Source organism: Streptomyces sp. NPDC001594 (assembly GCF_042893675.1).
In the GTDB taxonomy this organism is placed as follows: domain Bacteria; phylum Actinomycetota; class Actinomycetes; order Streptomycetales; family Streptomycetaceae; genus Streptomyces.
Map to the genome: position 1 here is coordinate 646,576 of NZ_JBIAVB010000001.1, position 22,120 is coordinate 668,695.

Genomic DNA, 22,120 nt, shown 5'->3' on the forward strand with positions numbered 1-22,120 from the left:
GAGGGCTTCCCCAATGGTCATACACCGTGCCCCCACGGGCCGTTGACAATCCTGTGCTTGAATGTGCCACTCGACGAAAGGGAGCGTGCGGTGGCCAAGGTCAGCATCTGTGTGCCGGTGTACAACCGGCCCGTGGAAGTGGAGCGCGCGATACGCAGCGCCCTCGACCAGACGTATAGCGATATTGAAGTGGTCGTGGTCGACAATGCGAGCACGGATGACACCTGGGACGTCATCAGGAAATTGGCCGATTCCGATGCCCGGGTGCGCGCGTACCGCAATGACGAACTGCTGCCGCGGGTCGCGAACTGGCGGCGTGCACTCGAATTGAGCGAGGGGAAATACGTCAAGCTGCTGTTCTCCGACGACTGGATATCGCCGGAGGCGGTCGCCCGCTCGGTGGAGGTCCTCGACCGGGATCCGGCCGTCGGCTTCGTGTTCACGGCGATGACGTGGCACTACGAGCGGCCGAAGACCTTCTACCGGCGGCGCGAGGGCCGGATGTCCTCGCTGGAGTTCCTGGTGCGCTCGGCGACGGTCGAGGACCAGGTGCCGGTCAGCGCCTCCTGCACGCTGATGCGCCGGACCGACCTGCTGGAGGTCTTCCAGGACGAGCTGCCGAGCAACCTGCCCTTCGAGTTCACCCACGGCCTCGGCCTGGACGGCACCCTGCTGTGGCGGGTCGCCGACCGCTACCCGCGCCTGCACCACCTCTCCGCCGACCTGGCCCACTCCGCCGACCCGCACGCGGGCGAGCCGAACACGCGCATGCAGATCGGCGCGGAGCGGCACGAGATGATGTGGTGGGCCTACCGCAACGCCTTCGCCCAGACCCTGCTGGTCTCGCGGCGGCCCGCGCACCAGCTGCGCGCCCTGCGGACGGCCCTGCTGGTGTCCTGCGTACCGCTGCGGCCGACCGCGGTGGCCCTGCGCAACCTGCGGCTCTTCCGGCTGATGTTCCCGCGGAACTGGTGGGACCTCGCGCCGCTGGCGACGCCGGTACGGGGGCTCGTGGCACGGCGGCTGCGGGAGCCCCTGGACCCGACGATCCCGCTGTAGCGGAGCTGGGGTCAGGCGTAGTCCAGCCGGATGGCCGCGCCGATGGCCCCGACGGCGGCGCGCAGCCGGTCGTGGTCGGCGGCGGTGCCGTGGACGGTGCCCAGGTGGCCCTCCGTGCCGGCGCGCCAGTGCGGGGTGCGGCCGGCGCCGGGGTCGGCCTTGACCTGCCACACCTCCTCCATGGCGGCCACCTCGTCGAGCCCCCGGATCCCCGCGAGGGCGGCCCCGGCGTCGGCGGGAGGCGTCAGGAAGTAGACGAACTCCACTGCGGGGAAGTCCAGTTCCGGCACCTCCAGCGGCAGTCCCAGGGCGGCGCGCAGCGCGGCCCGCAGCAGGTCGAAGCGGGTGGAGCGGCGCAGCAGGGGGCCGACGTAGCCGCCCATGCGGCCGTTGACCTCGATCAGGCGGGGGCCGTCGGGGGTCAGCTTGATCTCCACGTGGGTGACCCCGTCGGTGACGTCGAGGGCGCGCAGCGCCGCCCCGGTCAGGGCGAGCACCTGCTCGGCCAGCGGCCCGGGCAGCGCGGCGGGCTGGAACATGCCCGTCTCCCGGAAGGGTTCGGCCAGCGGCAGCTTCCCCGTCACGCAGACGTGGCGGACGGCGCCGCCGGAGCTGACCGACTCCACGGACACGTAGTCCCCGAACCCCGGTCCGGCGGCGTCGGGGTCCCCCTCCAGGTACTCCTCCAGGACGAGTTCCGCCCCGCCGCCGGCCAGGAACTCCTCCGCCACCGCCACGGCCCGCTCGGCGCTGTCGACCCGGCAGGTGTCCACGCTGCCCGCCCCGGAGCGGGGTTTGACGACCGCGGGCAGCCCGACCTCGGCGAGCGCCGCCGGCACCTCCGCCGCGGTCCGCACCGCGACGCAGCGCGTCGACTGCACCCCGGCCTCGCGCAGCCGGGTCCGCTGCCGCTCCTTGTCGACCAGGACGGCGGCCACGTGCGGTGGGTGGAAGGTCAGCCCGCAGTCCTCGGCCAGCTCGGCCGTGGCGGCGAGCCGGTACTCGCTGAAGGTGGTGATGCCGTCGGGGCGCAGCTCGCGGAGGGCCGCGCGGCGCCGCTCCGGCGAGAGACCGGTGACGTCCAGCACCCGGGCGACCTCGGCGAGCCGGGCGGCGGCGCCGCCCGAGCCGGGGAGGTCCTCGTCGCAGACGAACACCACGGAGCACAGCTTGCGGGCGGAGGCGAGGATCTCCACGGAACCGGCCGACCCGCGGTCGAATACCACGGCGAGAAGAGGCAGTGTGCGCATCCGGCCACGCTAGGCAGCGGTCCTGGGCGCGTCCTTGAGCGCTCGTCGAGGCGCTGCCGACCGGGTGTCCACCGCCGGGCCCGGACGGGGTGCGGCGGCCCGCCGGTAAGGGGGCCGGACGGCAGGGCCGACGGGGCGAACATGATCACCCGGAGGCGGTACATGATCACTGACGGTGCTCCACACGGCGGGAAAGTGTGAAGAGATGACCGCGTTGATCCGGTCCTCGGGCCGTGAGCGCGCCGTGTGAAGGGTGATCGATGCCGAGCGTCTCCATGGGTCCCGCGGGCCGTACGCATGTGCGGGGCCTTCTGACCGTGTGCGCGGGTACGGCCTGCCTGCTGCTCTCCGTCACCCCGCCGGCGGCGGCGGCCGTGCCCGGGGTGCCTGGGGTGCCACCGTCGGCGGCCTCCGGCGCGCCGGCTCCCGACGCGGCCGCGCGGCCGTCCGCACCCGTGGGGGCCCGCGCGGAAGGGGCCGCCCAGGCGCCCGGCGCGGCGGAGCGCGACGCTGCCCCACCCGGCCGGGCGACCGCCGGGAACGGGGCGGCCACGGCCGGGGCCGGCGCGGCAGCCGTCGAGGCCGGGGCGGGAGCCGTCGGGCGCGGCGCGGGAGCTGTCGAGGCCGGGGCCGTAGCCGTCGGGGGCGGCGCGGGAGCCGTCGAGGCCGGGGCGGATCTGGAGGTGGCCGCTGCACTGCGGGCCGTCGCCGGGGCACCGGTGCGCAAAACGGTCCGGGAGACCTTCGAGTACGCCGTCACCGTGACCAACCACGGCCCGTCCGCCGCCCGGCAGGTGGTCGTCACCGACCGGTTGCCCGCCGCGCTGGAGTTCGTCTCCTCCCGGGACGGGTGCGCGCCCGAGGGCCGTGACGTGCGGTGCGGGCCACTCGCCCTGCTGCCGGTGGGACGCTCGCACACCTGGGTGCTCACGGTCCGGCTGGCGGCCTCGTACGAGGGCGACGGCTCGGACATCGTGAACGAGGCCCAGGTCGGCGCGGAGACCGCCGACCCCGACGCCGGGAACAACACCACCTCGCTGACCGGTCTGAAGATCCCGCCCAACGCGCGGACGGCCGACCTCGCCCTGACCAAGACGGCCCTGCTGGAGCGCGGCCGGACCTGGGTCCGGCCCGGGGAGAAGTTCACGTACCGGATCACCGTGCGCAACCAGGGCCCCGCCACCGCCCGCCAGCTACGGGTCACCGACCTGCTGCCCGCCCCGCTGGTCCTGCTCTCCTCCCCCGACGACTGCGAGCCCGCGCCGGACGGCGGGCGGCGCGTGGTGTGCCCGGCGGTGGACCGGCTGGCCGCCGGGGAGAGCGCGGAGTTCCGGTTCACCGTGCGGGTGGCGGACGGCGACGACCGGGCCAACCCGCCGCGGCGGGACTGCGCCCCGCTCGACAACATCGCCCGCGTCACCTCGGCGAGCTTCGACCCCGACCTCTCCGACAACGCCAACCGGCCGGGGACGACCGCCCCGGGCGGCGGGCCCCTGTGCCTGCGCCGCGACGGCGGAGGCGGGCACGACGGCGGGCACGGGGACGGACACGACGGGCACCACGACGGCGGCCACCACGGCGAGGACTGCCCCCGCGACCACGAGCACGACCACGAGCACGGCCAGGACCAGGGCCGCGACGACGGCCAAGGACGGCCGGACGACGACCACCACCACGGCCGCGGGGACCTCGCCGACTCCGGTTCCCCGGCCTCCGGCGCCCTGATGTGGGCCGCCGGCGGGCTCGTGGCCGCCGGGGCGGTGCTGCGCACGGCCGCCGCCGCCCGCCGGGGCCGCCGTACGGGAACCTCCCCGTGAACTGGGCGCGCCGGGCGGCCGTGGCCCTGATCTGCGCCGCCGGGCTCGTGCTGCCCGCCCCGCCGGCCGCCGCGGACCCGGCCCCCGGGCGCGCCGCACCCCGGGCCGTGTCCTTCCCGGTCTACGAGCCCTTCGACAGCTCCGCCAACTCGGGCACCGCCACCGGCAACGCCTCCTACCCGGACCCCGGCTGGCTCCGCCTCACCTCGAACGGCAACAGCCAGGCCGGGACCTGGAAGATGAAGGACTCCTTCTCCTCCGCCCTCGGCATCGTCGCCGAGTTCACCTACGCCACCTACGGCGGCACCGCCTTCGAGGGCAAGCGGGGCGACGGCCTGTCCTTCTACCTGACCGACGGATCGGCGGCGGACGGGACGGGCGCGAGCGGCGGCTCCCTCGGCTACGCCTGCGCGCTTTCCGGCAGCGGCTGCGGGAGCCGGGCCGGTGTCCCGGGCGCCTACCTCGGCATCGGCATCGACGAGTTCGGGAACTTCTCCTCGGGCAACGGCGGCCCCGGCGCCCAGCCGAACCGGATCGTGGTGCGCGGCGGCGGCAACGGCACGACCGGCTACCGGTACGGCACGGCCGCCGACCCGCCCGGTTCCACGGTGGAGACCGGAAGCCGGGCCAAGAACCGCACCGTACGCGTCTCGCTGCTGCCCAGCGGTACGAAGATGCTCCTGTCGGTGTGGTCCGACAGCGGCCCCGGCACCGACATGGCCCGGCTGATCACCGACTTCGACGTGACCGGCATCTCCGGCCAGCCCGCACTCCCCTCCACCCTCAAGGTGGGCTTCTCCGCCGGGACCGGCGGGGCGACCAACTACCACGAGATCAACGAGCTGAGGATCAACGTCCCGGTCGACCTGTCCGTCAGGAAGACGGTGAACACCACGAGCGTCCCGGCCGCGGCCAGGCCCGTCACCTACACGGTGACGGTCTCCAACAGCGCGGCCAACGACGTCACCGGCGCCGCCGTCCGCGACACCGTCCCCGGCCTGACCGACGTGGCCTGGACCTGCCGCGCGGAGACCGGCAGCGCCTGCGGGCGGGCGTCCGGCAGCGGCAACGTCCTCGACACCACGGCCGACCTCAAACGCGGCGGCACCGTCACCTACACGATCACCGGCGCCGCTCCGGCCCAGCCCGCCACCCTGGCGAACACCGCGACCGTCACCGCGCCCGCCGACCGCACCGACACCAACCCCGCCGACAACACGGCCGCCGCCGAGACCGTCACCGTCACCGCGCGCGCCGACGTGTCCGTGGCCAAGGAGGGGCTGGGGACGGGGCCGGTCGCCCCCGGCGAGGAGTTCGACTACCGGATCACCGCCCGCAACCTGGGCCCTTCCGACACCACCGCCGTCACGATCGACGACACCCTGCCCTCGCCCCTGGCCTTCGTCTCCTCCCCCGACGGCTGCACCGCGAACGGCCGGGTGCTGTCCTGTCCGGTCCGGGCGGCCCTCGCCGCCGGCGCGCGCACCTCGTGGACCTTCCGGGTCCGGCTGGCGCCCGGCTACCAGGGCGACGGCGGCGACCTCGGCAACACGGCCACCGTCCGGCACGCCCTGCCCGACCCCCAGTCCGTGAACGACACCAGCCTGCCGGCCGGGCCGCCGGGCGGGACCGCCGCCGCCCGGGCCGACCTGTCGACGCTGAAGTCTCCCACCGGCAGGACCCGGGTCGCGCCCGGGGAGACCTTCGCCTACCGGGTGACGGTGCGCAACGCGGGCCCCTCCACGGCCCGCCGGGTCAGGATCACCGACCCGCTGCCGCCCTCCCTGGCCCTCGTCTCCCCCGCCGACGGCTGCACGGCCGCCGGCGCGACCCTGAGTTGCGGCCCGCAGCCGGAACTGGCGCCGGGCGAGAGCGTGTCGTGGACCTTCACCGTCCGCCTCGACCCCGCCTACGAGGGCGACGGCACGGCGCTCACCAACACCGCCACCGCCTCGTCCGACACCGCCGACCCCGTACCGGGCAACGACAGCGGCACGGCCGGCCCGCCGGGCGGCGCCGTCCGCCCGGCCACGGCGGACGTGGAGCTGGCGAAACAGGCGACGGCGGGCTGACCCGGAGCCCCGCCCCGCCCTGCCCTGCCCCCACCCCCGATTTCCGTACACCCCTGTACGGCCGACTCCCCACGAACGGAAAGATGCGATGACGACCACCCCCGGCCGGCGGCCCGCCGCGTGGGCCCTGGCCGCGCTGATCTGCGCGGCACCCCTGTGGACCGCCCCGCCCGCCGTGGCCGCAGCGGTCCCCGCCGGCCGGTACGCCGCCTCCCCCGGGGGTGCGAACATCGAGGTGACGGCGCGCACCGTCCGGGCCCCCGGCGAGATCATCACGTACACCCTCACCGCCACCAACCACGGCCCCTCGGTGGCCCGGAACGTGACGGCGCGGGACCACCTCCCGGGCGGGATCACCTTCGTGGGCTCCTCCGACGGCTGCACCGCCGCCGCGCAGACCGTCACCTGCGGCCCCGAGCCGCAGCTCGGGGTGGGCCAGCGCAAGAGCTGGACCTTCCAGGCCCGGCTCAGCGCCTCCTACCAGGGCGACGGCTCCGACCTCGGCAACAGCGCGACCGGCAGCTCGGACGCCACCGACCCGACGCCCGACAACAACACCCCCAAGCCGGTCATCCCGCCGGGGCCGTTCGACCCGGTGTCGGACCTGGCCACCGTGAAGACCCCGCTGGGTTCCGGGCCGACGGTACCCGGCCAGGAGTTCGAGTACGAGGTCCGCACCTCCAACAAGGGCCCCTCCGACGCGCGCAACGTCACGGTCACCGACACCCTCCCGGACGGGCTGGCGTTCGTCTCCTCCGCCGACCCGTGCTCCGCCTCCGGGCGCAACGTCACCTGCGGCCCGCTGGCCCGGCTGGTGCCGGGGGCCGAGGTGGTGTGGACGTTCAAGGTGAAGCTGGACCCGGCCTACTCCGGTGACGGCAGCGACCTGCGCAACACCGCGACCTCCTCCTCCGCCTCGAAGGACCCCGAGCCCGCCGACAACACCTCCCGGCCCGTGCTGCCGCCCGGCGGGGTGACCGAGCCGCAGGCCGACGTGTGGACCTCCAAGCGGCCGGCCACCGACACGCCCATCGCCCCCGGGCAGACCTTCGCGTACGTGGTCACCGCCACCAACGACGGCCCCTCCCGGGCCCTGAACACCACGGTCACCGACCGACTGCCCGCCCAGCTGGCCTTCGTCTCCTCCCCCGACGGCTGCCGGGCCGACAACGGCACCGTCACCTGCGCCCCGGTGGCCGTACTGGAGCCGGCGGCGTCCAAGACCTGGCGGTTCACCGTCCGGCTGGACAGCACCTACACCGGAGACGGCTCCGACATCCGCAACACGGCGACGGCCACCTCCACCACCGAGGACCCGCGCCCGGACAACAACACGAGCAGCCCGGCGGGCCTGCCCGGCAGCCGGGTCAACAAGCCGACCGCCGACCTGGCGGTGACCAAGGAGGCCCTGGGCGGCAAGTCCCCGATCCCGGGCGAGGTATTCGACTACCGCATCCGCGTCACCAACAACGGCCCCTCGGCCGACGCCTTCAACGTCAAGCTCACCGACAGCCTGCCCGAGGGCCTGTCCTACGTGAACTCCTCGCCGGCCGGCTGCGAGGTCTCCGGCCACGTGGTCTCCTGCCGGCGCGCCACCCCGCTGAAGGTCGGCGAGACCGTCGAGTACCTGCTGACGGTCAAGGTGGACCCCGCCTACAACGGCGACGGCAGCGACCTGAAGAACACCGCGCGGGTGACGGCCGACAACATCGACCCGGCGAGCGAGAACGACTCCAACACCGCCACTGTGCCCGGCGGCAGCGTGGCCGCCCCGGCCGCGGACCTCGCCATCACCAAGAAGGCGGTCCAGAGGGACCCGATCGCCCCGGGCGAGACCTTCGACTACGCCATCACCGTGGTCAACAACGGTCCCTCGCAGGCCGAGCAGGTCACCGTCACCGACACCCTGCCGACGGAACTGGGCTTCGTCTCCGGAGACCCCGGCTGCTCGTCCGGGCGCACGGTCACCTGCGGCCCGCTGCCCAAGCTGGCCCCGGGCGCCTCGGTGACCTGGGTGATCAAGGTCAAGGTGGACGCGAACTACACCGGCGACGGCACGGACATCCGCAACACCGCCTCCGTCTCGGCGCTGACCCGCGACCCGAAGACGGACAACAACACCAGTGCCCCGGCGGGTCCGCCGGGCGGCCGGGTCAAGCACCCGACCGCCGACCTGGAGGTGGGCAAGACCACGCCTTGACGCCCGGACGCGGGAGGGGCGCGGCCGCCCGCGCCCCGTGCCCCGCGGCCCGGTGGGACGGGGCGCGGCGGGCGGCCATATCCTGGCCCCCGTTCGCCCCGCGCACTCCCCCGACAGACAGGCGAGGACGTGTACACGACCGTCACCGAGCTCGCGGACGGCCGCGAACTCGTCTACTACGACAGTTCCCCCGGCCCGGACCGCAGCGCCCCGGACCGGCGCCCGCCGGACCGCGTGGAGAGCAGCCCGGAGCTGCGCCGGGACCCGGCCACCGGCGACTGGGTCACCATCGCCGCGCACCGGCAGACCCGCACCTACCATCCTCCCGCCGACGCCTGCCCGCTGTGCCCCTCACGGGACGGGCGGCAGAGCGAGATCCCGGCCGCCGACTACGAGGTGGCCGTCTTCGAGAACCGTTTCCCCTCCCTGTCCGGCGCCGCCGGGCGCTGCGAGGTGGTGTGCTTCACCCCCGAGCACGAGGCGGCCTTCGCCGGTCTCACCCCCGCACGGGCCCGGCTGGTGCTGGACGCCTGGACCGACCGCACCGCAGCGCTCTCCGCCCGCCCCGGGGTGGCGCAGGTGTACTGCTTCGAGAACCGCGGCGCGGAGATCGGCGTCACGCTGCCCCATCCGCACGGCCAGATCTACGCCTTCTCCACGCCCACCCCGCGCACCGCGAAGCACCTCGCGGCGGCGGCCGCGCACCGGGCCGCGACCGGGCGGAACCTCTTCGAGGACCTCCTCGCCGAGGCCCGCGCCGCCACCGAGCGGGTGGTGCTGGCCGGGGAGCACTGGACGGCGTTCGTCCCGTACGCCGCCCGCTGGCCCTACGAGGTCCACCTGTACCCGCACCGCCGGGTGGCCGACCTGCGCGGGCTCGCGGAGGCGGAGCGGGCCGAGTTCCCCGGACTGTACCTGGACCTGCTGCGCCGCTTCGACCGGCTCTTCGGGGCGGCGGCCGGGCCCACCCCGTACATCTCCGCCTGGCACCAGGCCCCGCTGCGCGGCGGGGAGGAACTCGCCCTGCACCTGGAACTGTTCACGATCCGGCGGACCGCCGACAAGCTCAAGTACCTGGCGGGGACCGAGTCGGGGATGGACGCGTTCATGAACGACGTGGCCCCGGAGACGGCGGCGCTGCGGCTGCGGGAGGCCGGGTGAACGCGCGGGTGCGCGAGGAGTTCGCGCGGATCCACGGTCCGGCTCCCGAGGGGGTCTGGGCGGCGCCGGGCCGGGTCAACCTGATCGGCGAACACACCGACTACAACGACGGCTTCGCCCTGCCCATGGCGCTGCCGCAGACCGCCGTGCTGGCCGTGCGCCGGCGCGCCGACGGGTTGCTGCGGCTGCACAGCGCCCAGGGCGACGGGCGGATCACCGAGCTGCGGGTCGCGGACCTCGCCCCGGGCACGGTCTCCGGCTGGGCCCGCTACCCGGCCGGGGTGGTGTGGGCGCTGCGCGAGCGGGGCCTGCCGGCCGGGGGTGCGGACCTGCACCTGGACAGCACGGTGCCGACGGGGGCCGGGCTGTCCTCGTCGGCCGCGCTGGAGTGCGTGGTGGCCGTCGCGTACGAGGAGCTGTACGGGCTGGGGCTGGAGCGGCCGGAGCTGGCGCGGGTGGCCCAGTACGCGGAGAACGCCTTCGCCGGGGTGCCGTGCGGGGTGATGGACCAGATGGCCTCGGTGTGCTGCGCCGAGGGCGGTGCCCTGCACCTGGACAGCCGGAGCCTGGAGGTGCGGCAGGTGCCGTTCGACCTCGCCGGGCACGGGCTGCGGCTGCTGGTGCTCGACACGCGCGTCAAGCACGACCTGGCGGACGGGGCGTACGCGGCCCTGCGGGCCGGCTGCGAACGCGCGGCGCGGCTGCTGGGGCTGCCCGCGCTGCGCGACCTCGGGGAGGCGGAGCTGCCCGGCGCGCTGGGGCGGCTGCCGGCCGGGCTGGCGCCGCTGGTCCGGCACGTGGTCACGGAGAACGCGCGGGTGGGCCGGGCGGTGGAGCGGCTGGAGACCGGCGAACCCGAGGCGCTGGGACCTGTTTTGACGGAAGGTCACGCTTCGCTGAGGGACGACTACGGGGTCTCCTGCCCGGAGACGGACCTGGCGGTGGAGTCGGCCGTGGCGGCGGGCGCGCTGGGGGCCCGGATGACCGGGGGCGGCTTCGGCGGCTCGGTGATCGCCCTGGTCCGCGCCGAGGGCGCCACGGCCGTCGCCGCGGCCGTGACGGAGGCCTTCGCGAGGGCCGGTTTCGGGCCCCCGGCGGTGCTGGAGGCCGTGCCGTCGGCGGGGGCGCGCCGGATCGGCTGAGCCGGGGGGCCGGGCGGGGACTGTCGTTCTCTCGACCGGCCCGACGGCGGTTCGGCTGAGAGGGGGGCCCGGGCGGGGCCGGCCGTCCTCATTTCCCCCGGCCCGACGGCGGTTCGGCTGAGCCGAGGTCGGGCAGCCGGCCGGAGCTGGTCAACGGGTGGTCCGCCCGCGAGAATGCCGCCATGACCGAACCCGCTGCCGCCACCCCCGCCGTCCGTGTCGAGCGGGACGGGCCCGTCACCACGGTGGTGCTGTCGCGGCCCGCGGCCCGCAATGCCGTGGACGGGCCGACGGCCCGGCAACTGGCCGACGCCTTCCGGGCGTTCGAGGCGGACGGGGAGGCCTCCGTCGCGGTGCTGTGGGGCGAGGGCGGGACCTTCTGCGCGGGCGCCGACCTCAAGGCCGTCGGCACCGGGCGCGGCAATCGGGTGGAGCCGGAGGGGGACGGGCCGATGGGGCCGACCCGGCTGCGGCTGACCAAGCCGGTGATCGCGGCCGTCTCCGGCCATGCCGTGGCCGGAGGGCTGGAGCTGGCCCTGTGGTGCGATCTGCGGGTGGTCGAGGAGGACGCGGTCTTCGGGGTGTTCTGCCGCCGCTGGGGGGTGCCGCTCATCGACGGCGGTACGGTCCGGCTGCCGCGCCTGATCGGCGAGAGCCGGGCCATGGACCTGATCCTGACCGGCCGGCCGGTCCCGGCCGCCGAGGCCCACGCGATCGGGCTGGCCAACCGCCTCGTCCCGCGGGGGCGGGCCCGGGCGGCGGCGGAGGAGCTCGCGCGGGAGATCGCCGGATTCCCGCAGCTGTGCCTGCGCCACGACCGGCTCTCCGTCCGGGAGCAGCACGGGCTGCCCGAGCCCGAGGCCCTGGCCAACGAGCTGCGGCACGGGACGGTGCCCCTGGCGGCGGGCGAGACCCTCGCGGGCGCCGCCCGCTTCGCGTCGGGGGCCGGGCGGCACGGCTCCTTCACGGGCTGACCGGCCGCCGCGCCCCGACCCGGCCCCGCGCCCGCCCCGGAGCGGGCGCGGGCGATCGCACCTACGATGGGCAGGAGCCGGCGCGGGCGGGCCTCGTGCGCCGGTCGGCTCGAGCGCGCAGGGCGGAGGAGCATGGCACAGGCCGGCGATGCGGCGCGGACCGTCATCCTCACCGTGGACGACGATCCGGGGGTGTCCCGCGCCATCGCCCGTGACCTGCGGCTTCGCTACGGCGGCGCGTACCGGATCGTGCGGGCCGAGTCCGGGGAGTCGGCCCTGGAGGCGTTGCGCGAGCTGAAGCTGCGGGGCGACCTGGTCGCCGTGATCCTCGCCGACTACCGGATGCCGCAGATGAACGGCGTGGAGTTCCTGGAGCAGGCGCTCGGCGTGTACCCGGGGGCGCGGCGGGTGCTGCTGACCGCGTACGCCGACACGCACGCGGCCATCGACGCGATCAACGTCGTCGACCTCGACCACTACCTGCTCAAGCCCTGGGACCCGCCGGAGGAGAAGCTCTACCCCGTCCTGGACGATCTCCTCTCCGCCTGGCGCTCCAGCGACTACCGGCCGGTGCCGGCCACCAAGGTGGTCGGGCACCGCTGGTCGGCGCGCTCCTCCGAGGTGCGGGAGTTCCTGGCCCGCAACCAGGTGCCCTACCGGTGGTACGCCTCCGACGAGCCCGAGGGGCGGCGGCTGCTGGAGGCGGCCGGGGCCGACGGGCTGCGGCTGCCGCTGGTGGTCACCGCCGAGGGGACGGCGCTGGTCGAGCCGGAGGTGCCGGAGCTGGCCGCGCACGTGGGCCTCGCGACCACCCCGGCGGCCGCGTTCTACGACCTCGTCGTCATCGGCGGCGGCCCGGCCGGGCTGGGCTCGGCGGTGTACGGGGCGTCGGAGGGGCTGCGCACCGTACTGGTGGAACGGTCGGCGACCGGCGGGCAGGCCGGGCAGAGCTCCCGCATCGAGAACTACCTGGGCTTCCCGGACGGGGTCTCGGGCGCCCAGCTCACCGAGCGGGCCCGCCGCCAGGCCACCCGGTTCGGCGCGGAGATCCTCACGGCGCGCGAGGTGACGGGGCTGGAGGTGAACGGCCCGGCGCGCGTGGTGCGGTTCTCCGACGGCTCGTCGGTCGCCGCGCACAGCGTCATCCTGGCGACGGGGGTGTCGTACCGGCAGCTGGCGGCGCCGGGCTGCGAGGACCTGACCGGGCGCGGGGTGTTCTACGGCTCCTCCCTGACCGAGGCGGCCTCCTGCGAGGGGCAGGACGTGTACGTGGTCGGCGGGGCCAACTCGGCGGGGCAGGCGGCGGTGTACCTGGCGCGGGGCGCGAAGTCGGTGACCCTGCTGGTGCGCGGGGAGTCGCTGGCGGCGTCGATGTCGTACTACCTGATCCAGCAGATCGAGGAGGCGCCGAACATCGCGGTACGGCCGCGGACGGTCGTGGAGGCGGCGCGGGGCGAGGGCCACCTGGAGCGGCTGGTGCTGCGGGACGCCCTGACAGGGGCGACGGAACTCGTGGACGCGCAGTGGATGTTCGTGTTCATCGGCGCGGCCCCGCTGACCGACTGGTTGGACGGCACGGTGCTGCGCGACGAGCACGGGTTCATCCTGGCCGGGCCGGACCTGACGCCCGACGGGCGCCCGCCGGCCGAGTGGGAGCTGGACCGGCCGCCGTACCACCTGGAGACCAACATCCCCGGGGTGTTCGTGGCGGGCGACGCGCGGGCCCGGTCCGCGAAGCGGGTCGCGTCCGCGGTGGGAGAGGGAGCCATGGCCGTCATGCTGGTGCACCGGTACCTGGAGCAGTCGTGAGCGGGCGGGAGGTGTCCTGCGACCCGCGGGAGATCGCCTCGCTGTTCCTGTTCGAGAAGCTGTCGCCGGAGCAGCTGGGGAGGCTGTGCCGCGAGGGGCGGGTGGAGCGCTTCGAAGCCGGGCCGGTGTACACCGAGGGCGAGCCGGCCACCTGCTTCTACGTGATGCTCGAGGGCACCGTCGTGCTGTACCGGAGGGTCGGCGCGGACGACGTGGAGGTGAGCCGGACCTCGCAGCGGGGGGTGTACGCGGGGGCCATGCAGGCGTACCTGGGCGACCGGGTCCCGCAGAAGTACGTCAACTCGATGCGGGTGACGGAGCCGACGCGGTTCTTCGTTCTGTCGGCACAGTCGTTCGCGGACATCATGCAGGAGTGGTTCCCGATGGCGGCGCACCTGCTGGAGGGCCTGTTCTTCGGCGCGAAGGACACCCAGCGGGCCATCGGGCAGCGGGAACGCCTGCTGGCGCTGGGCTCGTTGTCGGCCGGACTGACGCACGAGCTCAACAACCCGGCCGCGGCGGCCGTCCGGGCCACCGCGGCGCTGCGCGAGCGGGTGGGGAAGATGCGGCACAAGCTGGCGGTCATCGCGCGGGGGCCGTACTCGCGCGAGGCCCTCGCCGAACTGATCGAGATCCAGGAGCGGACGGCGGAACGGGTCGCCAAGGCGCCGGTGCTGAGCCCGCTGGAGGCGGCCGACCGGGAGGACGAGCTCTCCGACTGGCTGGAGGACCACGGCATCCCGGAGGGCTGGCGGATCGCGCCGGCGTTCGTCCAGGCCGGACTGGACACGGACTGGCTGGAACAGGTCGCGGCGACGGTGGCCGAGGACATCCTGCCCGGGGCGGTCGGCTGGCTCAACTACACGGTGGAGACCGAGTTGTTGATGGACGAGATCGACGACTCCACCAGCCGGATCTCCCATCTGGTGGACGCGGCGAAGCAGTACGCCCAGCTGGACCGGGCCCCGCACCGCGACGCCGACGTGCACGAACTCCTCGACAGCACCCTGCTGATGCTCTCCGGCAAGATCGGGCCCGGGGTGCGGGTGGTCAAGGAGTACGACCGCGGTCTGCCCGCGGTGCCGGCCTACCCGGCGGAGCTGAACCAGGTGTGGACCAACCTGATCGACAACGCGGTGTCCGCCATCGGGAGCGGCGGCGGCGAGGGCACCCTGACGGTCCGCACGGCGCGGGAGGGCGACCGGCTGCTGGTGGAGTTCCGCGACACCGGTCCGGGGGTGCCCCCGGAGATCCGCGACCGCATCTTCGACCCCTTCTTCACCACGAAACCGGTCGGCGAGGGGACGGGACTCGGGTTGGACATCTCCTGGCGGATCGTGGTCGACAAGCACCACGGCAGCCTGGAGGTCGAGTCCGTCCCGGGAGACACCCGCTTCCGGGTCCTGCTGCCCCTCACCGCACCCGAAGGGGACACCGGCCCCGCCCCCACCCCCACGGAGGACCTCCCATGAACGAGATCGACGGCATCGACCCGGGCGTCCCGCCCAGCGGCACGGGCTGCGCGGACTGCGACGCGGTGGGCGGCTGGTGGTTCCACCTGCGGCGCTGCGCCCAGTGCGGCCACGTCGGCTGCTGCGACTCCTCCCCCGCCCAGCACGCCACCGCCCACTGGAAGTCCGCCGGGCACCCCCTGGTGCAGAGCTTCGAACCGGGCGAGGACTGGTTCTGGAACTACGCCACGGACAGCCTGTACGAGTCCGGCCCCGACCTCGCCCCACCGGCTGCCCACCCCGCCGGCCAACCGGCCCCCGGCCCGGCGGACCGCGTCCCGGCGGACTGGACGGAACACCTCCACCGCTAGCCGTGGGACGGTCTAGAGGGCGGAGGTGTTCAGCAGCCGGTTGGGGGTGCCCGGCGGGACGGCGGTGAGGACGTCCCGGTCGGCCTGCCCGATGAGCCAGCTGCGGACCTGGGCCGGGGTGGCGGCGGGGTGCGCCGAGAGGTAGAGGGCCACGGCGCCGGTCACGTGCGGGGTGGCCCAGGAGGTGGCGGCGGAGTCACTGGTGACGGTGCCACCGCCCGCGGCCGCCGAGGTGATCTTGTCCCCGGGGGCGTACAGGTCCACGCAGGAGCCGTGTCCGGAGCCGAAGCTCTCGGTGTCCTGCCAGTGGCGGTCCCCGGCGGTGGAGGCGGCCACCACGATGGCCCCGTGGGCGCCGGCCGGGGAGTGTCCGCAGGCGTCGTCGTTGAAGTTGCCCGCCGCGACGACGGCCGGGATCCCGGACTCGACGAGGTGCTGCACCGCCGCGTTCAGGGCCGGCGAGGCGGTCTGGAGGTTCAGTGACATGTTGACCACCGCCGGGCGGTGGGCGTGGGCGGTCACCCACTGGACGGCCTTGACGATGGAGTCCTCCGGCGCCTCCGGGGCCTTCTTGCCCGCACCGCCGCTGCTTCCGCCCTCCTCGCAGGCGATGGCCTGGACGCGGACGAGCTGGGCCTTGGGGGCCACCCCGTAGGTGCGGCCGCCGATGATGCCCGCCACGAACGTGCCGTGCCCGAGTCCGCTGCTGTCGGCGCAGTCCCCGGTGTCGGGGGCGCCGACGAAGTCGGCTCCGGCGGCGGCGTGGCCCGCGAACTCGGCGTGCCCCAGGTCCAGTCCGGTGTCGAGCACGTAGACGTGGACTCCGCTGCCGTCCGCGCCCGCCGCGTAGCGGCCGTCGAGGGGGCCGGTGCGCTGGTCGAGCCGGTCCAGGTTCCACGGGACGCCCGTGCGCGCGAAGGGGGCGGCGCCGGCGCGGCCCGAGGGCGCGGGGCTTCCCGGGGTGCCGCCCGAGGCGCCCGCGGGGCCGCCGGACGGGGGGCGGGCGGACGGGGAGGCCTGCGCGGCACCGGATCCGGCAGCGGACGGGAGGGGTCCGCCGGGGCCCGGGTCCCCGGACGGGTCGCAGGCCGTGAGGCCCAGGGCCAGCGCCAGCGCCACCGCGGCGGCCTGCACCACCGCGCCGGACGTGCGTCTCGTGTTCCGCCCCATCACCTGGTCCCCCGTCCCCTTCGGCAGCCTCGGCGGCTGCCCGTCGTCAAGGTCCCAGACGTCCCGGACGGGCCTGCGGTTGCGGCCGGAGCCGAGGTGCGGCCGCGACACCGGTCCGGCGGCCCGGGCGGGCGGGCGGGCGGCCGGACCGGGCCCCGGCTCACACGGCCGGTGTCACGGCCCGCTCCAGGACGGCCCCGGTGTCCACGCCGGTCGGCAGGGTCCCGTACGCCCCGCCGTGCTCCCCGCCCAGCCGGGACGCGCAGAAGGCGTCGGCGACCGCCGCCGGTGCGTGCCGCACGAGGAGCGAGGCCTGGAGGGCCAGGGCCATGGTCTCGGTCAGCTGCCGGGCCCGGTACTCGGCCTCGGCGGGGTCGGCGAGCTGCTTGTGCAGCCCGGCCACGGCGGCGTCCAGGTGCCGGTCGGCCCCGGCCGCCAGGCCCACCTCCGCGAAGAAGGCCTCGATGGTCTCGGGCCGGCGGGCCATCGCGCGCAGCGCGTCCAGGGCGGCGACGTTGCCCGAGCCCTCCCAGATGGACGACAGTGGGGCCTCGCGGTACAGCCGCGGCATGCCCGAGTCCTCCACGTAGCCGTTGCCGCCGAAGCATTCGAGGGCTTCGGCGGCGTGGGCGGGAGCGCGCTTGCACACCCAGTACTTGGTGACCGCCAGGCCCAGCCGGCGCAGCAGCTCCTCGTCCGCGTTCCCGCGCGCCACCCGGTCGCTCGCCCCGGCCAGGCGCATGGCGACGGCCGTCGCGGCCTCGGACTCCAGTGCCAGGTCGGCCAGGACGTTGCGCATCAGGGGCTGGTCGATCAGCGCCTTGCCGAACGCCCGCCGGTGGGTGGCGTGGTGGACGGCCCGGACCAGGCCGAGCCGCATGCCGGAGGCCCCGCCCAGGACGCAGTCGAGCCGGGTCATGTTGACCATCTCGATGATGGTCGCCACCCCCCGGCCCTCCTCCCCCACCAGCCAGCCGAACGCGTCGTCGTACTCGATCTCGGAGGAGGCGTTGGAGCGGTTGCCGAGCTTGTCCTTGAGGCGCTGGAGGTGCAGCCGGTTGCGGGTGCCGTCGGGCAGGACGCGGGGCAGCAGGAAGCAGGACAGTCCCCCGGGGGCCTGCGCCAGGGTCAGGAACACGTCCGACATGGGCGCCGAGGTGAACCACTTGTGGCCGGTCAGCCGGTACGTGCCGTCCCCGGCCGGGACGGCGGTGGTGGTGTTGGCGCGGACGTCCGAGCCGCCCTGCTTCTCGGTCATCGACATGCCGGCGATCAGTCCGCGCTTGGTGTCGGGCCGGCGCAGCCCGAAGTCGTAGGTGCGGGAGGCGAGCAGCGGCTCCAGCCACGCGGCGAGGGCGGGGGCGGCGCGCAGCGCCGGGACGGCGGCGTAGGTCATGGAGACCGGGCAGGTGTGGCCGGCCTCGACCTGGCTCCAGACGATGAACTTGGCGGCGCGGGCGACGTGCGCGCCCGGTTCCGGCTGAGTCCAGGGGGCGGCGTGCAGTCCGTGTGAGACGGCGGTGTCCATCAGCCGGTGCCAGTACGGGTGGAACTCGACCTCGTCGACGCGGTGCCCGTAGCGGTCGTGGGTGTGCAGGACCGGCTCGTTCTCGTTGGCCAGCCGGCCCCATTCGGCGGCCTGCTCGGATCCGGCGAGGACGCCGAGGCGGTGGAGTTCGGGCGCGGCCCAGCCGGCGCCCTCGCGGACGAGGGCCTCCAGCAGGGCCGGGTCGGCCGCGGCGTCGTAACCGTGGTGCGGCGGGACCTGGTTGGTGACCTCATGCGTCGGCGGCATCGTGTCCTCCAAGGGCGCGCAGGGTGAAGGTGATCAGGGCGGGGATGACCTCGCCGGGGGCCGCGTCGCCGTCGGCGAGGGGGCCGACGAGCGCCTCGGCGATGGCGCCGACCAGTGCGGCGGCGGTCAGCTCGGGCGGTTGCGGCGGCAGTTCACCGGTGGCGGTGCCCGCGGCGATCTGCCGGGCGAAGACGTCGCGGAACGCCCGCCGGAAGACGAGGCGTTCGGTGTCGACGGCCGGGTCGGCCGGCTCCGCGAGCAGGGCGAAGGCCCGCCGGGGGGCCTGCAGCGCCCGCGAGGCGAAGGTCTCGACGGCCCAGGCCACCCGCTCGGCGGCGGTCCCGGGACGTTCCGCGGCGGCGGTGACCGCCGCCACCTCCCGGGCCACCAGGGTGCGGAAGAGGGCGGCGGCGAGCTCGGACTTGCCGGAGAACACCTGGTAGACGCTTCCGGTGGAGATGCCGGCCTCGGCCGCGATGGCGGCGACGGAGCAGCCGGCGTACCCCTGCCTGGACAGCAGACGGACGGCGGCGTCCAGCACCCGGTCGCGACGGGCGTCGAGCCGGGCCTGCACGGCGGGTGGGCGGCGGTAGGGCATGGGAAGGATTGAACCAGTGATTCACTGCTTCACACCACCCCGGGCCGGTCAGGCGCAGGTGACCGTCACCTGGCCGGTGCCGCCGTTGCCGGTGAACCCGATGGTGAACCGGCCGTTCGGGGGCTGCTGTTCGGTCCGGCCGCCGAGCGTGACGACCTGCGAGGCGTCGGCGGCGAGGGACCCGCCGGAGGGGCTGGCGGTGACCCCGGAGGGGAGCTGCCCGAGCGACCAGGTCAGTTTCCCGCCGCCGCTGTTGCGGACGAGCAGGGTGGCGGGCCATTCGCCGTTCGCGCAGAACTCCCTGACGCCGGTGGGGCGCAGCGCCAGCACCGGTTCGGCCGCCGGAGGGGGCGCACTCGACTGCTTCGGCGGCGCCGGCGGTGTCGAACGGCCCGGCGAGGGGCTGCCGTCGCTGCGGGCGGGCGGGCCGGAGGCGGCCCGGGTCGGCGGGGCCGGGGCCTGCGCGGCCGGGGCGCTCGGGCTGGTGGCGGGTGCCGGGGCGGCCGCGCCGGAGGAGGCGGAAGGGGCGCCGCCGGACGCGTCGGCCGGGCCTGCGGCGGTGGGCGTGGCGGCTGACTGGGGCTGGAGGGTGGCCGGGTCGTGGCCCAGTTGGCGGCCCGCGAAGAACCCGCCGAGGGCCAGCACCATGACGCCGCCGATGACCAGCATCATGGTCTTCGTCTTTTTCTTGGCCCGCTTCCGACGCGCCTTCGAGTCCGGGTGCCCGGTCCGCCCGCCCTGCACGATGATGCCCCCGCGGACCGAGCGGGGGTCGTCCTGCTTGGGGCCGATCGCCCGCGGGTCGTCCTGCTTCGGACCGATCGCCCGCGGGTCCGACGCCGTGCGGCCGCCCTGGACGATGATGCCCTGGTCGCCGGGGGTCGGGTCGGTGAAGCCTCCACCGGTGTGCGGGGTGGTCCCGTGCGACGGGACCGACGCGTCGTTCTCCGGACGGGGCACGTCCGGTCCACCTCTGCCGTCGCTCATGGCGATGTCCCCCCTGGGGTCGGCCTGCTCCTTGCCAGACAGTTTTCGGCCAGGGAGCCGCGGGGTCCATCCCCGCGACGTGACGGCGACGTCCCGATCCCGTACCGGAACGCACCGTCACGGCGGCGTGGGCGCGGACCGGTTCACTCGCGGGGCGACAGTTCGGCCATGGCGCTCCAGCCCTGGCCGGGGACCTCCACGTGGATGATCTCCGGGGTGGTGGCGATGGCCCCGGCGAGCGTCTCCATCCCGGCCTTGAAGTGCTCCGACGCCACGTGCGCGGCGCCGGCCTCGGCGTCGGTGAACGCCTCCAGCAGGGTGTACTTGTTCGGGTCGTCCACGCTGCGGGACCAGTCGTAGAAGAGGTTGCCCGGCTCGGACCGGGTGGCGCGGGTGAAGTCGTCGACGAGGGTGAGCCAGTTGTCGCTGTGCTCGGGGCGGACGTCGAACCTGACGGCGATGAAGATCATGCGGTCAGCCTGGCACGCCGGACGGGCCCCGCGCACGTCCGCCGCCCGCCATTCCGGCAGGGCCGGAATCCGGGCCGGGCGGCGGTGCGCGGGACCCTCAGCGGATCCGGCCCGCCGCCGCCTCCGCGAGGGCGGCGCGGATGCCTTCCGGGCGGCGGCGGAACTCCTGCGTGGGGACCGACACCGACAGCGCGTGCACGGTGTCCCGTTCCTCCCCGGCCGGCGGCAGGGCGACCGCCAGGCAGGTCCACGCCGGGTCCGCCTCGCCCACCGACACCGCGAAGCCCGCCGCGCGGACCCGCAGCAGCTCCGCCTCCATGGCGTCGGCGCTCGTGATGGTCGCCGCGGTCAGCCGGGCCATCCCGTGTTCGTCGAGGTAGCGCCGGCGCGCCCGCGGGGTCAGCCGGGACAGCAGGGCCTTGCCGTGGGCGGTGGCGTGGGCGCGGGTCTCCCGGCCGGGCGCGAACGGGTTCGCGGTGTCCGTGACGGGGGCGGTGGTGTCCACGACGGTGATCACCCCGCCCCGGTAGGCCGTGTGGTAGGACTCGCCGCCGGTCGCCCGCCGCAGCCGGGCGAGCAGGTCGGGCATGCCCGGGGCCGGGGCCAGCTGGTGCAGGAAGCTGCGGTGGAGCCGGGGCAGCTCGGGCCCGAGCGCGTAGCCGCGGGCCGTGCGCACCAGGTAGCCGCGCTCGGTGAGCGGGCCCAGGAGGTGGTAGGCGGTGGACAGGGAGCAGCCGGCGAGGCGGGCCAGCGCCTTGGCGCTGACCGGGCCGGGCGCCGCGGCCACCGCGTCGACGAGGGCCAGCGCGCGGTCGAGGGACTGCGGACCGTTGTGCGGCATGGTGCTGGTGGTTCCCCGGGGATGGGCGGCAGGACGGCTTCCAGCCTACGCGGCGGCGCGCGGGGCACCGTCGACAGGACGTCACCGTGCGGTCACACTGGGCACGGAGGTGTCCCCATGACCCGAGCCGACCGGCCCGACGACATGCGCGCGACCGTGCGGGAGACGTACGGTCCCGCGGACCTCAGCGCGGTCCCCGTGTTCGCCGGTGGTTTCATCAACTTCGGCCACTGGCGGCCCGAGGACCTCGACGGCGTGCCGTCGGTGGACGACCGGATCCGCAGCCAGCAGGACCTGTACCGGCGGGTGCTCGACACGGCGGGCCCGCTCGGCGGCGGGGAGCTGCTGGAGGTCGGCTGCGGGCTGGGCGTGGGCTGCGCCCTGGCCGTCGGGGAGTACGGTCCGGCCCGGGTCACCGGGATGGACATCCACCCCCAGCAGCTGGAACGGGCCCGGCGGGCCAACGCCGGGCTGCTGGCCGGGCCGGGGCCCGAGCGGCTGCGGCTGGTGCGCGGGGCCGCCGAGGAGATGCCGTTCGGGGACGGGGAGTTCGACTGCGTCTACAGCGTCGAGGCCGCCCAGCACTTCGACGACCTGGAGCGGTTCGCGGCCGAGACCGCCCGGGTGCTGCGGCCCGGCGGACGGGTGGCCGTGACCAGCTTCTTCGCCCCGGACCCCGGGGCGGCGCCCCGGCTGGCGGAGCTGCTCGACACCTTCGCGGACGGGCTGGACATCGCCCGTCCGCCCGGCGAACTGACCGGCGCCCTGGCCCGGTCGGGGCTGACCGGGGTCCGCTGCGAGTCCATCGGCCCCTCGGTCTGGCCCGGCTGGGACCACTGGCTGTCCACGCAGTGGAAGCCGGGGACCTGGCCGAGGAACTTCCGGCTCGCGTGGGAGCGGGGTCTCCTCGACTACTACGTGATCACGGCCGTCCGTCCGTGACCGGCGCCGCC

At 75.2% G+C, this 22,120-nt stretch carries 18 protein-coding genes; 11 read left to right on the top strand and 7 right to left on the bottom strand.

Annotated features, from left to right (window positions below):
- Positions 1 to 90: 90 nt before the first annotated feature.
- Entirely contained in the window at positions 91 to 1,059 is a 969-nt protein-coding gene (locus tag ACFY0O_RS03235) for a glycosyltransferase family 2 protein (protein WP_358895356.1), read from the top strand.
- Between the two features lie 11 nt (positions 1,060 to 1,070).
- Here ACFY0O_RS03235 and ACFY0O_RS03240 read toward each other — a convergent pair whose 3' ends face one another.
- Positions 1,071 to 2,309 (bottom strand): acetyl-CoA carboxylase biotin carboxylase subunit family protein, encoded by a 1,239-nt coding sequence (locus tag ACFY0O_RS03240; protein ID WP_388942107.1) that lies wholly within the window; start codon positions 2,307 to 2,309, stop codon positions 1,071 to 1,073.
- A gap of 260 nt (positions 2,310 to 2,569) precedes the next feature.
- Here ACFY0O_RS03240 and ACFY0O_RS03245 point away from each other — a divergent pair, with 260 nt between their 5' ends.
- The 9 genes from ACFY0O_RS03245 to ACFY0O_RS03285 all read left to right on the top strand — a co-directional run bounded on the left by ACFY0O_RS03245 (position 2,570) and on the right by ACFY0O_RS03285 (position 15,306).
- The gene (locus tag ACFY0O_RS03245) at positions 2,570 to 4,126 is read left to right on the top strand and encodes a DUF11 domain-containing protein (protein ID WP_388942110.1); all 1,557 of its coding nucleotides are present in this window, start codon (positions 2,570 to 2,572) and stop codon (positions 4,124 to 4,126) included.
- Positions 4,123 to 6,198: a hypothetical protein gene (locus ACFY0O_RS03250; protein ID WP_388942113.1), complete on the top strand. Its 2,076-nt coding sequence runs from the start codon at positions 4,123 to 4,125 to the stop codon at positions 6,196 to 6,198. The genes ACFY0O_RS03245 and ACFY0O_RS03250 overlap by 4 nt, the downstream gene beginning before the upstream one ends.
- 88 nt (positions 6,199 to 6,286) lie before the next feature.
- Positions 6,287 to 8,398 (top strand): DUF11 domain-containing protein, encoded by a 2,112-nt coding sequence (locus ACFY0O_RS03255; protein ID WP_388942116.1) that lies wholly within the window; start codon positions 6,287 to 6,289, stop codon positions 8,396 to 8,398.
- Between the two features lie 129 nt (positions 8,399 to 8,527).
- Positions 8,528 to 9,559, top strand: coding sequence for a galactose-1-phosphate uridylyltransferase (gene galT / locus ACFY0O_RS03260; protein ID WP_388942119.1), 1,032 nt, complete (start codon positions 8,528 to 8,530; stop codon positions 9,557 to 9,559).
- Complete coding sequence (gene galK, locus ACFY0O_RS03265) at positions 9,556 to 10,701, top strand: galactokinase (protein ID WP_388942122.1); 1,146 nt, start codon at positions 9,556 to 9,558, stop codon at positions 10,699 to 10,701. Before galT ends, galK begins: the two co-directional genes overlap by 4 nt.
- Before the next feature lie 182 nt (positions 10,702 to 10,883).
- Positions 10,884 to 11,675: a crotonase/enoyl-CoA hydratase family protein gene (locus ACFY0O_RS03270; protein WP_388942125.1), complete on the top strand. Its 792-nt coding sequence runs from the start codon at positions 10,884 to 10,886 to the stop codon at positions 11,673 to 11,675.
- A 132-nt stretch (positions 11,676 to 11,807) separates the two neighbouring features.
- Positions 11,808 to 13,484: an FAD-dependent oxidoreductase gene (locus tag ACFY0O_RS03275; RefSeq protein WP_388942128.1), complete on the top strand. Its 1,677-nt coding sequence runs from the start codon at positions 11,808 to 11,810 to the stop codon at positions 13,482 to 13,484.
- Positions 13,481 to 14,956, top strand: a complete 1,476-nt coding sequence (locus ACFY0O_RS03280; RefSeq protein ID WP_388942129.1) for an ATP-binding protein — start codon at positions 13,481 to 13,483, stop codon at positions 14,954 to 14,956. Before ACFY0O_RS03275 ends, ACFY0O_RS03280 begins: the two co-directional genes overlap by 4 nt.
- Positions 14,953 to 15,306 (top strand): UBP-type zinc finger domain-containing protein, encoded by a 354-nt coding sequence (locus ACFY0O_RS03285; protein WP_388942132.1) that lies wholly within the window; start codon positions 14,953 to 14,955, stop codon positions 15,304 to 15,306. The genes ACFY0O_RS03280 and ACFY0O_RS03285 overlap by 4 nt, the downstream gene beginning before the upstream one ends.
- 12 nt (positions 15,307 to 15,318) lie before the next feature.
- On the opposite strand, the gene ACFY0O_RS03290 is transcribed toward ACFY0O_RS03285, so the two are convergent.
- From ACFY0O_RS03290 to ACFY0O_RS03315, 6 genes are all read right to left on the bottom strand, one after another.
- Entirely contained in the window at positions 15,319 to 16,476 is a 1,158-nt protein-coding gene (locus tag ACFY0O_RS03290; RefSeq protein WP_388942135.1) for a S8 family peptidase, read from the bottom strand.
- A gap of 160 nt (positions 16,477 to 16,636) precedes the next feature.
- Positions 16,637 to 18,271, bottom strand: coding sequence for an isovaleryl-CoA dehydrogenase (locus ACFY0O_RS03295; protein WP_388942137.1), 1,635 nt, complete (start codon positions 18,269 to 18,271; stop codon positions 16,637 to 16,639).
- Complete coding sequence (locus ACFY0O_RS03300; RefSeq protein WP_388942140.1) at positions 18,255 to 18,869, bottom strand: TetR/AcrR family transcriptional regulator; 615 nt, start codon at positions 18,867 to 18,869, stop codon at positions 18,255 to 18,257. Before ACFY0O_RS03300 ends, ACFY0O_RS03295 begins: the two co-directional genes overlap by 17 nt.
- A 48-nt stretch (positions 18,870 to 18,917) precedes the next feature.
- Positions 18,918 to 19,856: a hypothetical protein gene (locus ACFY0O_RS03305; RefSeq protein ID WP_388942143.1), complete on the bottom strand. Its 939-nt coding sequence runs from the start codon at positions 19,854 to 19,856 to the stop codon at positions 18,918 to 18,920.
- 143 nt (positions 19,857 to 19,999) lie between these two features.
- Complete coding sequence (locus ACFY0O_RS03310) at positions 20,000 to 20,326, bottom strand: putative quinol monooxygenase (RefSeq protein ID WP_388942146.1); 327 nt, start codon at positions 20,324 to 20,326, stop codon at positions 20,000 to 20,002.
- Positions 20,327 to 20,423: 97 nt separating this feature from the next.
- The gene (locus ACFY0O_RS03315; protein ID WP_388942149.1) at positions 20,424 to 21,167 is read right to left on the bottom strand and encodes an IclR family transcriptional regulator; all 744 of its coding nucleotides are present in this window, start codon (positions 21,165 to 21,167) and stop codon (positions 20,424 to 20,426) included.
- Between the two features lie 117 nt (positions 21,168 to 21,284).
- On the opposite strand from ACFY0O_RS03315, the gene ACFY0O_RS03320 reads away from it, so the two are divergent.
- Positions 21,285 to 22,109, top strand: coding sequence for a class I SAM-dependent methyltransferase (locus ACFY0O_RS03320; RefSeq protein ID WP_388942151.1), 825 nt, complete (start codon positions 21,285 to 21,287; stop codon positions 22,107 to 22,109).
- Positions 22,110 to 22,120: the final 11 nt, after the last annotated feature.

Bases quoted from the DNA above. Each gene is read 5' to 3' on its own strand.
- ACFY0O_RS03310 (WP_388942146.1), bottom strand. From the start codon at position 20,326: ATGATCTTCATCGCCGTCAGGTTCGACGTCCGCCCCGAGCACAGCGAC.
- ACFY0O_RS03285 (WP_388942132.1), top strand. From the start codon at position 14,953: ATGAACGAGATCGACGGCATCGACCCGGGCGTCCCGCCCAGCGGCACG.
- ACFY0O_RS03305 (WP_388942143.1), bottom strand. From the start codon at position 19,856: ATGAGCGACGGCAGAGGTGGACCGGACGTGCCCCGTCCGGAGAACGAC.
- ACFY0O_RS03255 (WP_388942116.1), top strand. From the start codon at position 6,287: ATGACGACCACCCCCGGCCGGCGGCCCGCCGCGTGGGCCCTGGCCGCG.
- ACFY0O_RS03295 (WP_388942137.1), bottom strand. From the start codon at position 18,271: ATGCCGCCGACGCATGAGGTCACCAACCAGGTCCCGCCGCACCACGGT.
- ACFY0O_RS03275 (WP_388942128.1), top strand. From the start codon at position 11,808: ATGGCACAGGCCGGCGATGCGGCGCGGACCGTCATCCTCACCGTGGAC.
- ACFY0O_RS03320 (WP_388942151.1), top strand. From the start codon at position 21,285: ATGACCCGAGCCGACCGGCCCGACGACATGCGCGCGACCGTGCGGGAG.
- ACFY0O_RS03245 (WP_388942110.1), top strand. From the start codon at position 2,570: ATGCCGAGCGTCTCCATGGGTCCCGCGGGCCGTACGCATGTGCGGGGC.
- ACFY0O_RS03300 (WP_388942140.1), bottom strand. From the start codon at position 18,869: ATGCCCTACCGCCGCCCACCCGCCGTGCAGGCCCGGCTCGACGCCCGT.
- ACFY0O_RS03270 (WP_388942125.1), top strand. From the start codon at position 10,884: ATGACCGAACCCGCTGCCGCCACCCCCGCCGTCCGTGTCGAGCGGGAC.
- ACFY0O_RS03290 (WP_388942135.1), bottom strand. From the start codon at position 16,476: ATGGGGCGGAACACGAGACGCACGTCCGGCGCGGTGGTGCAGGCCGCC.
- ACFY0O_RS03240 (WP_388942107.1), bottom strand. From the start codon at position 2,309: ATGCGCACACTGCCTCTTCTCGCCGTGGTATTCGACCGCGGGTCGGCC.
- ACFY0O_RS03315 (WP_388942149.1), bottom strand. From the start codon at position 21,167: ATGCCGCACAACGGTCCGCAGTCCCTCGACCGCGCGCTGGCCCTCGTC.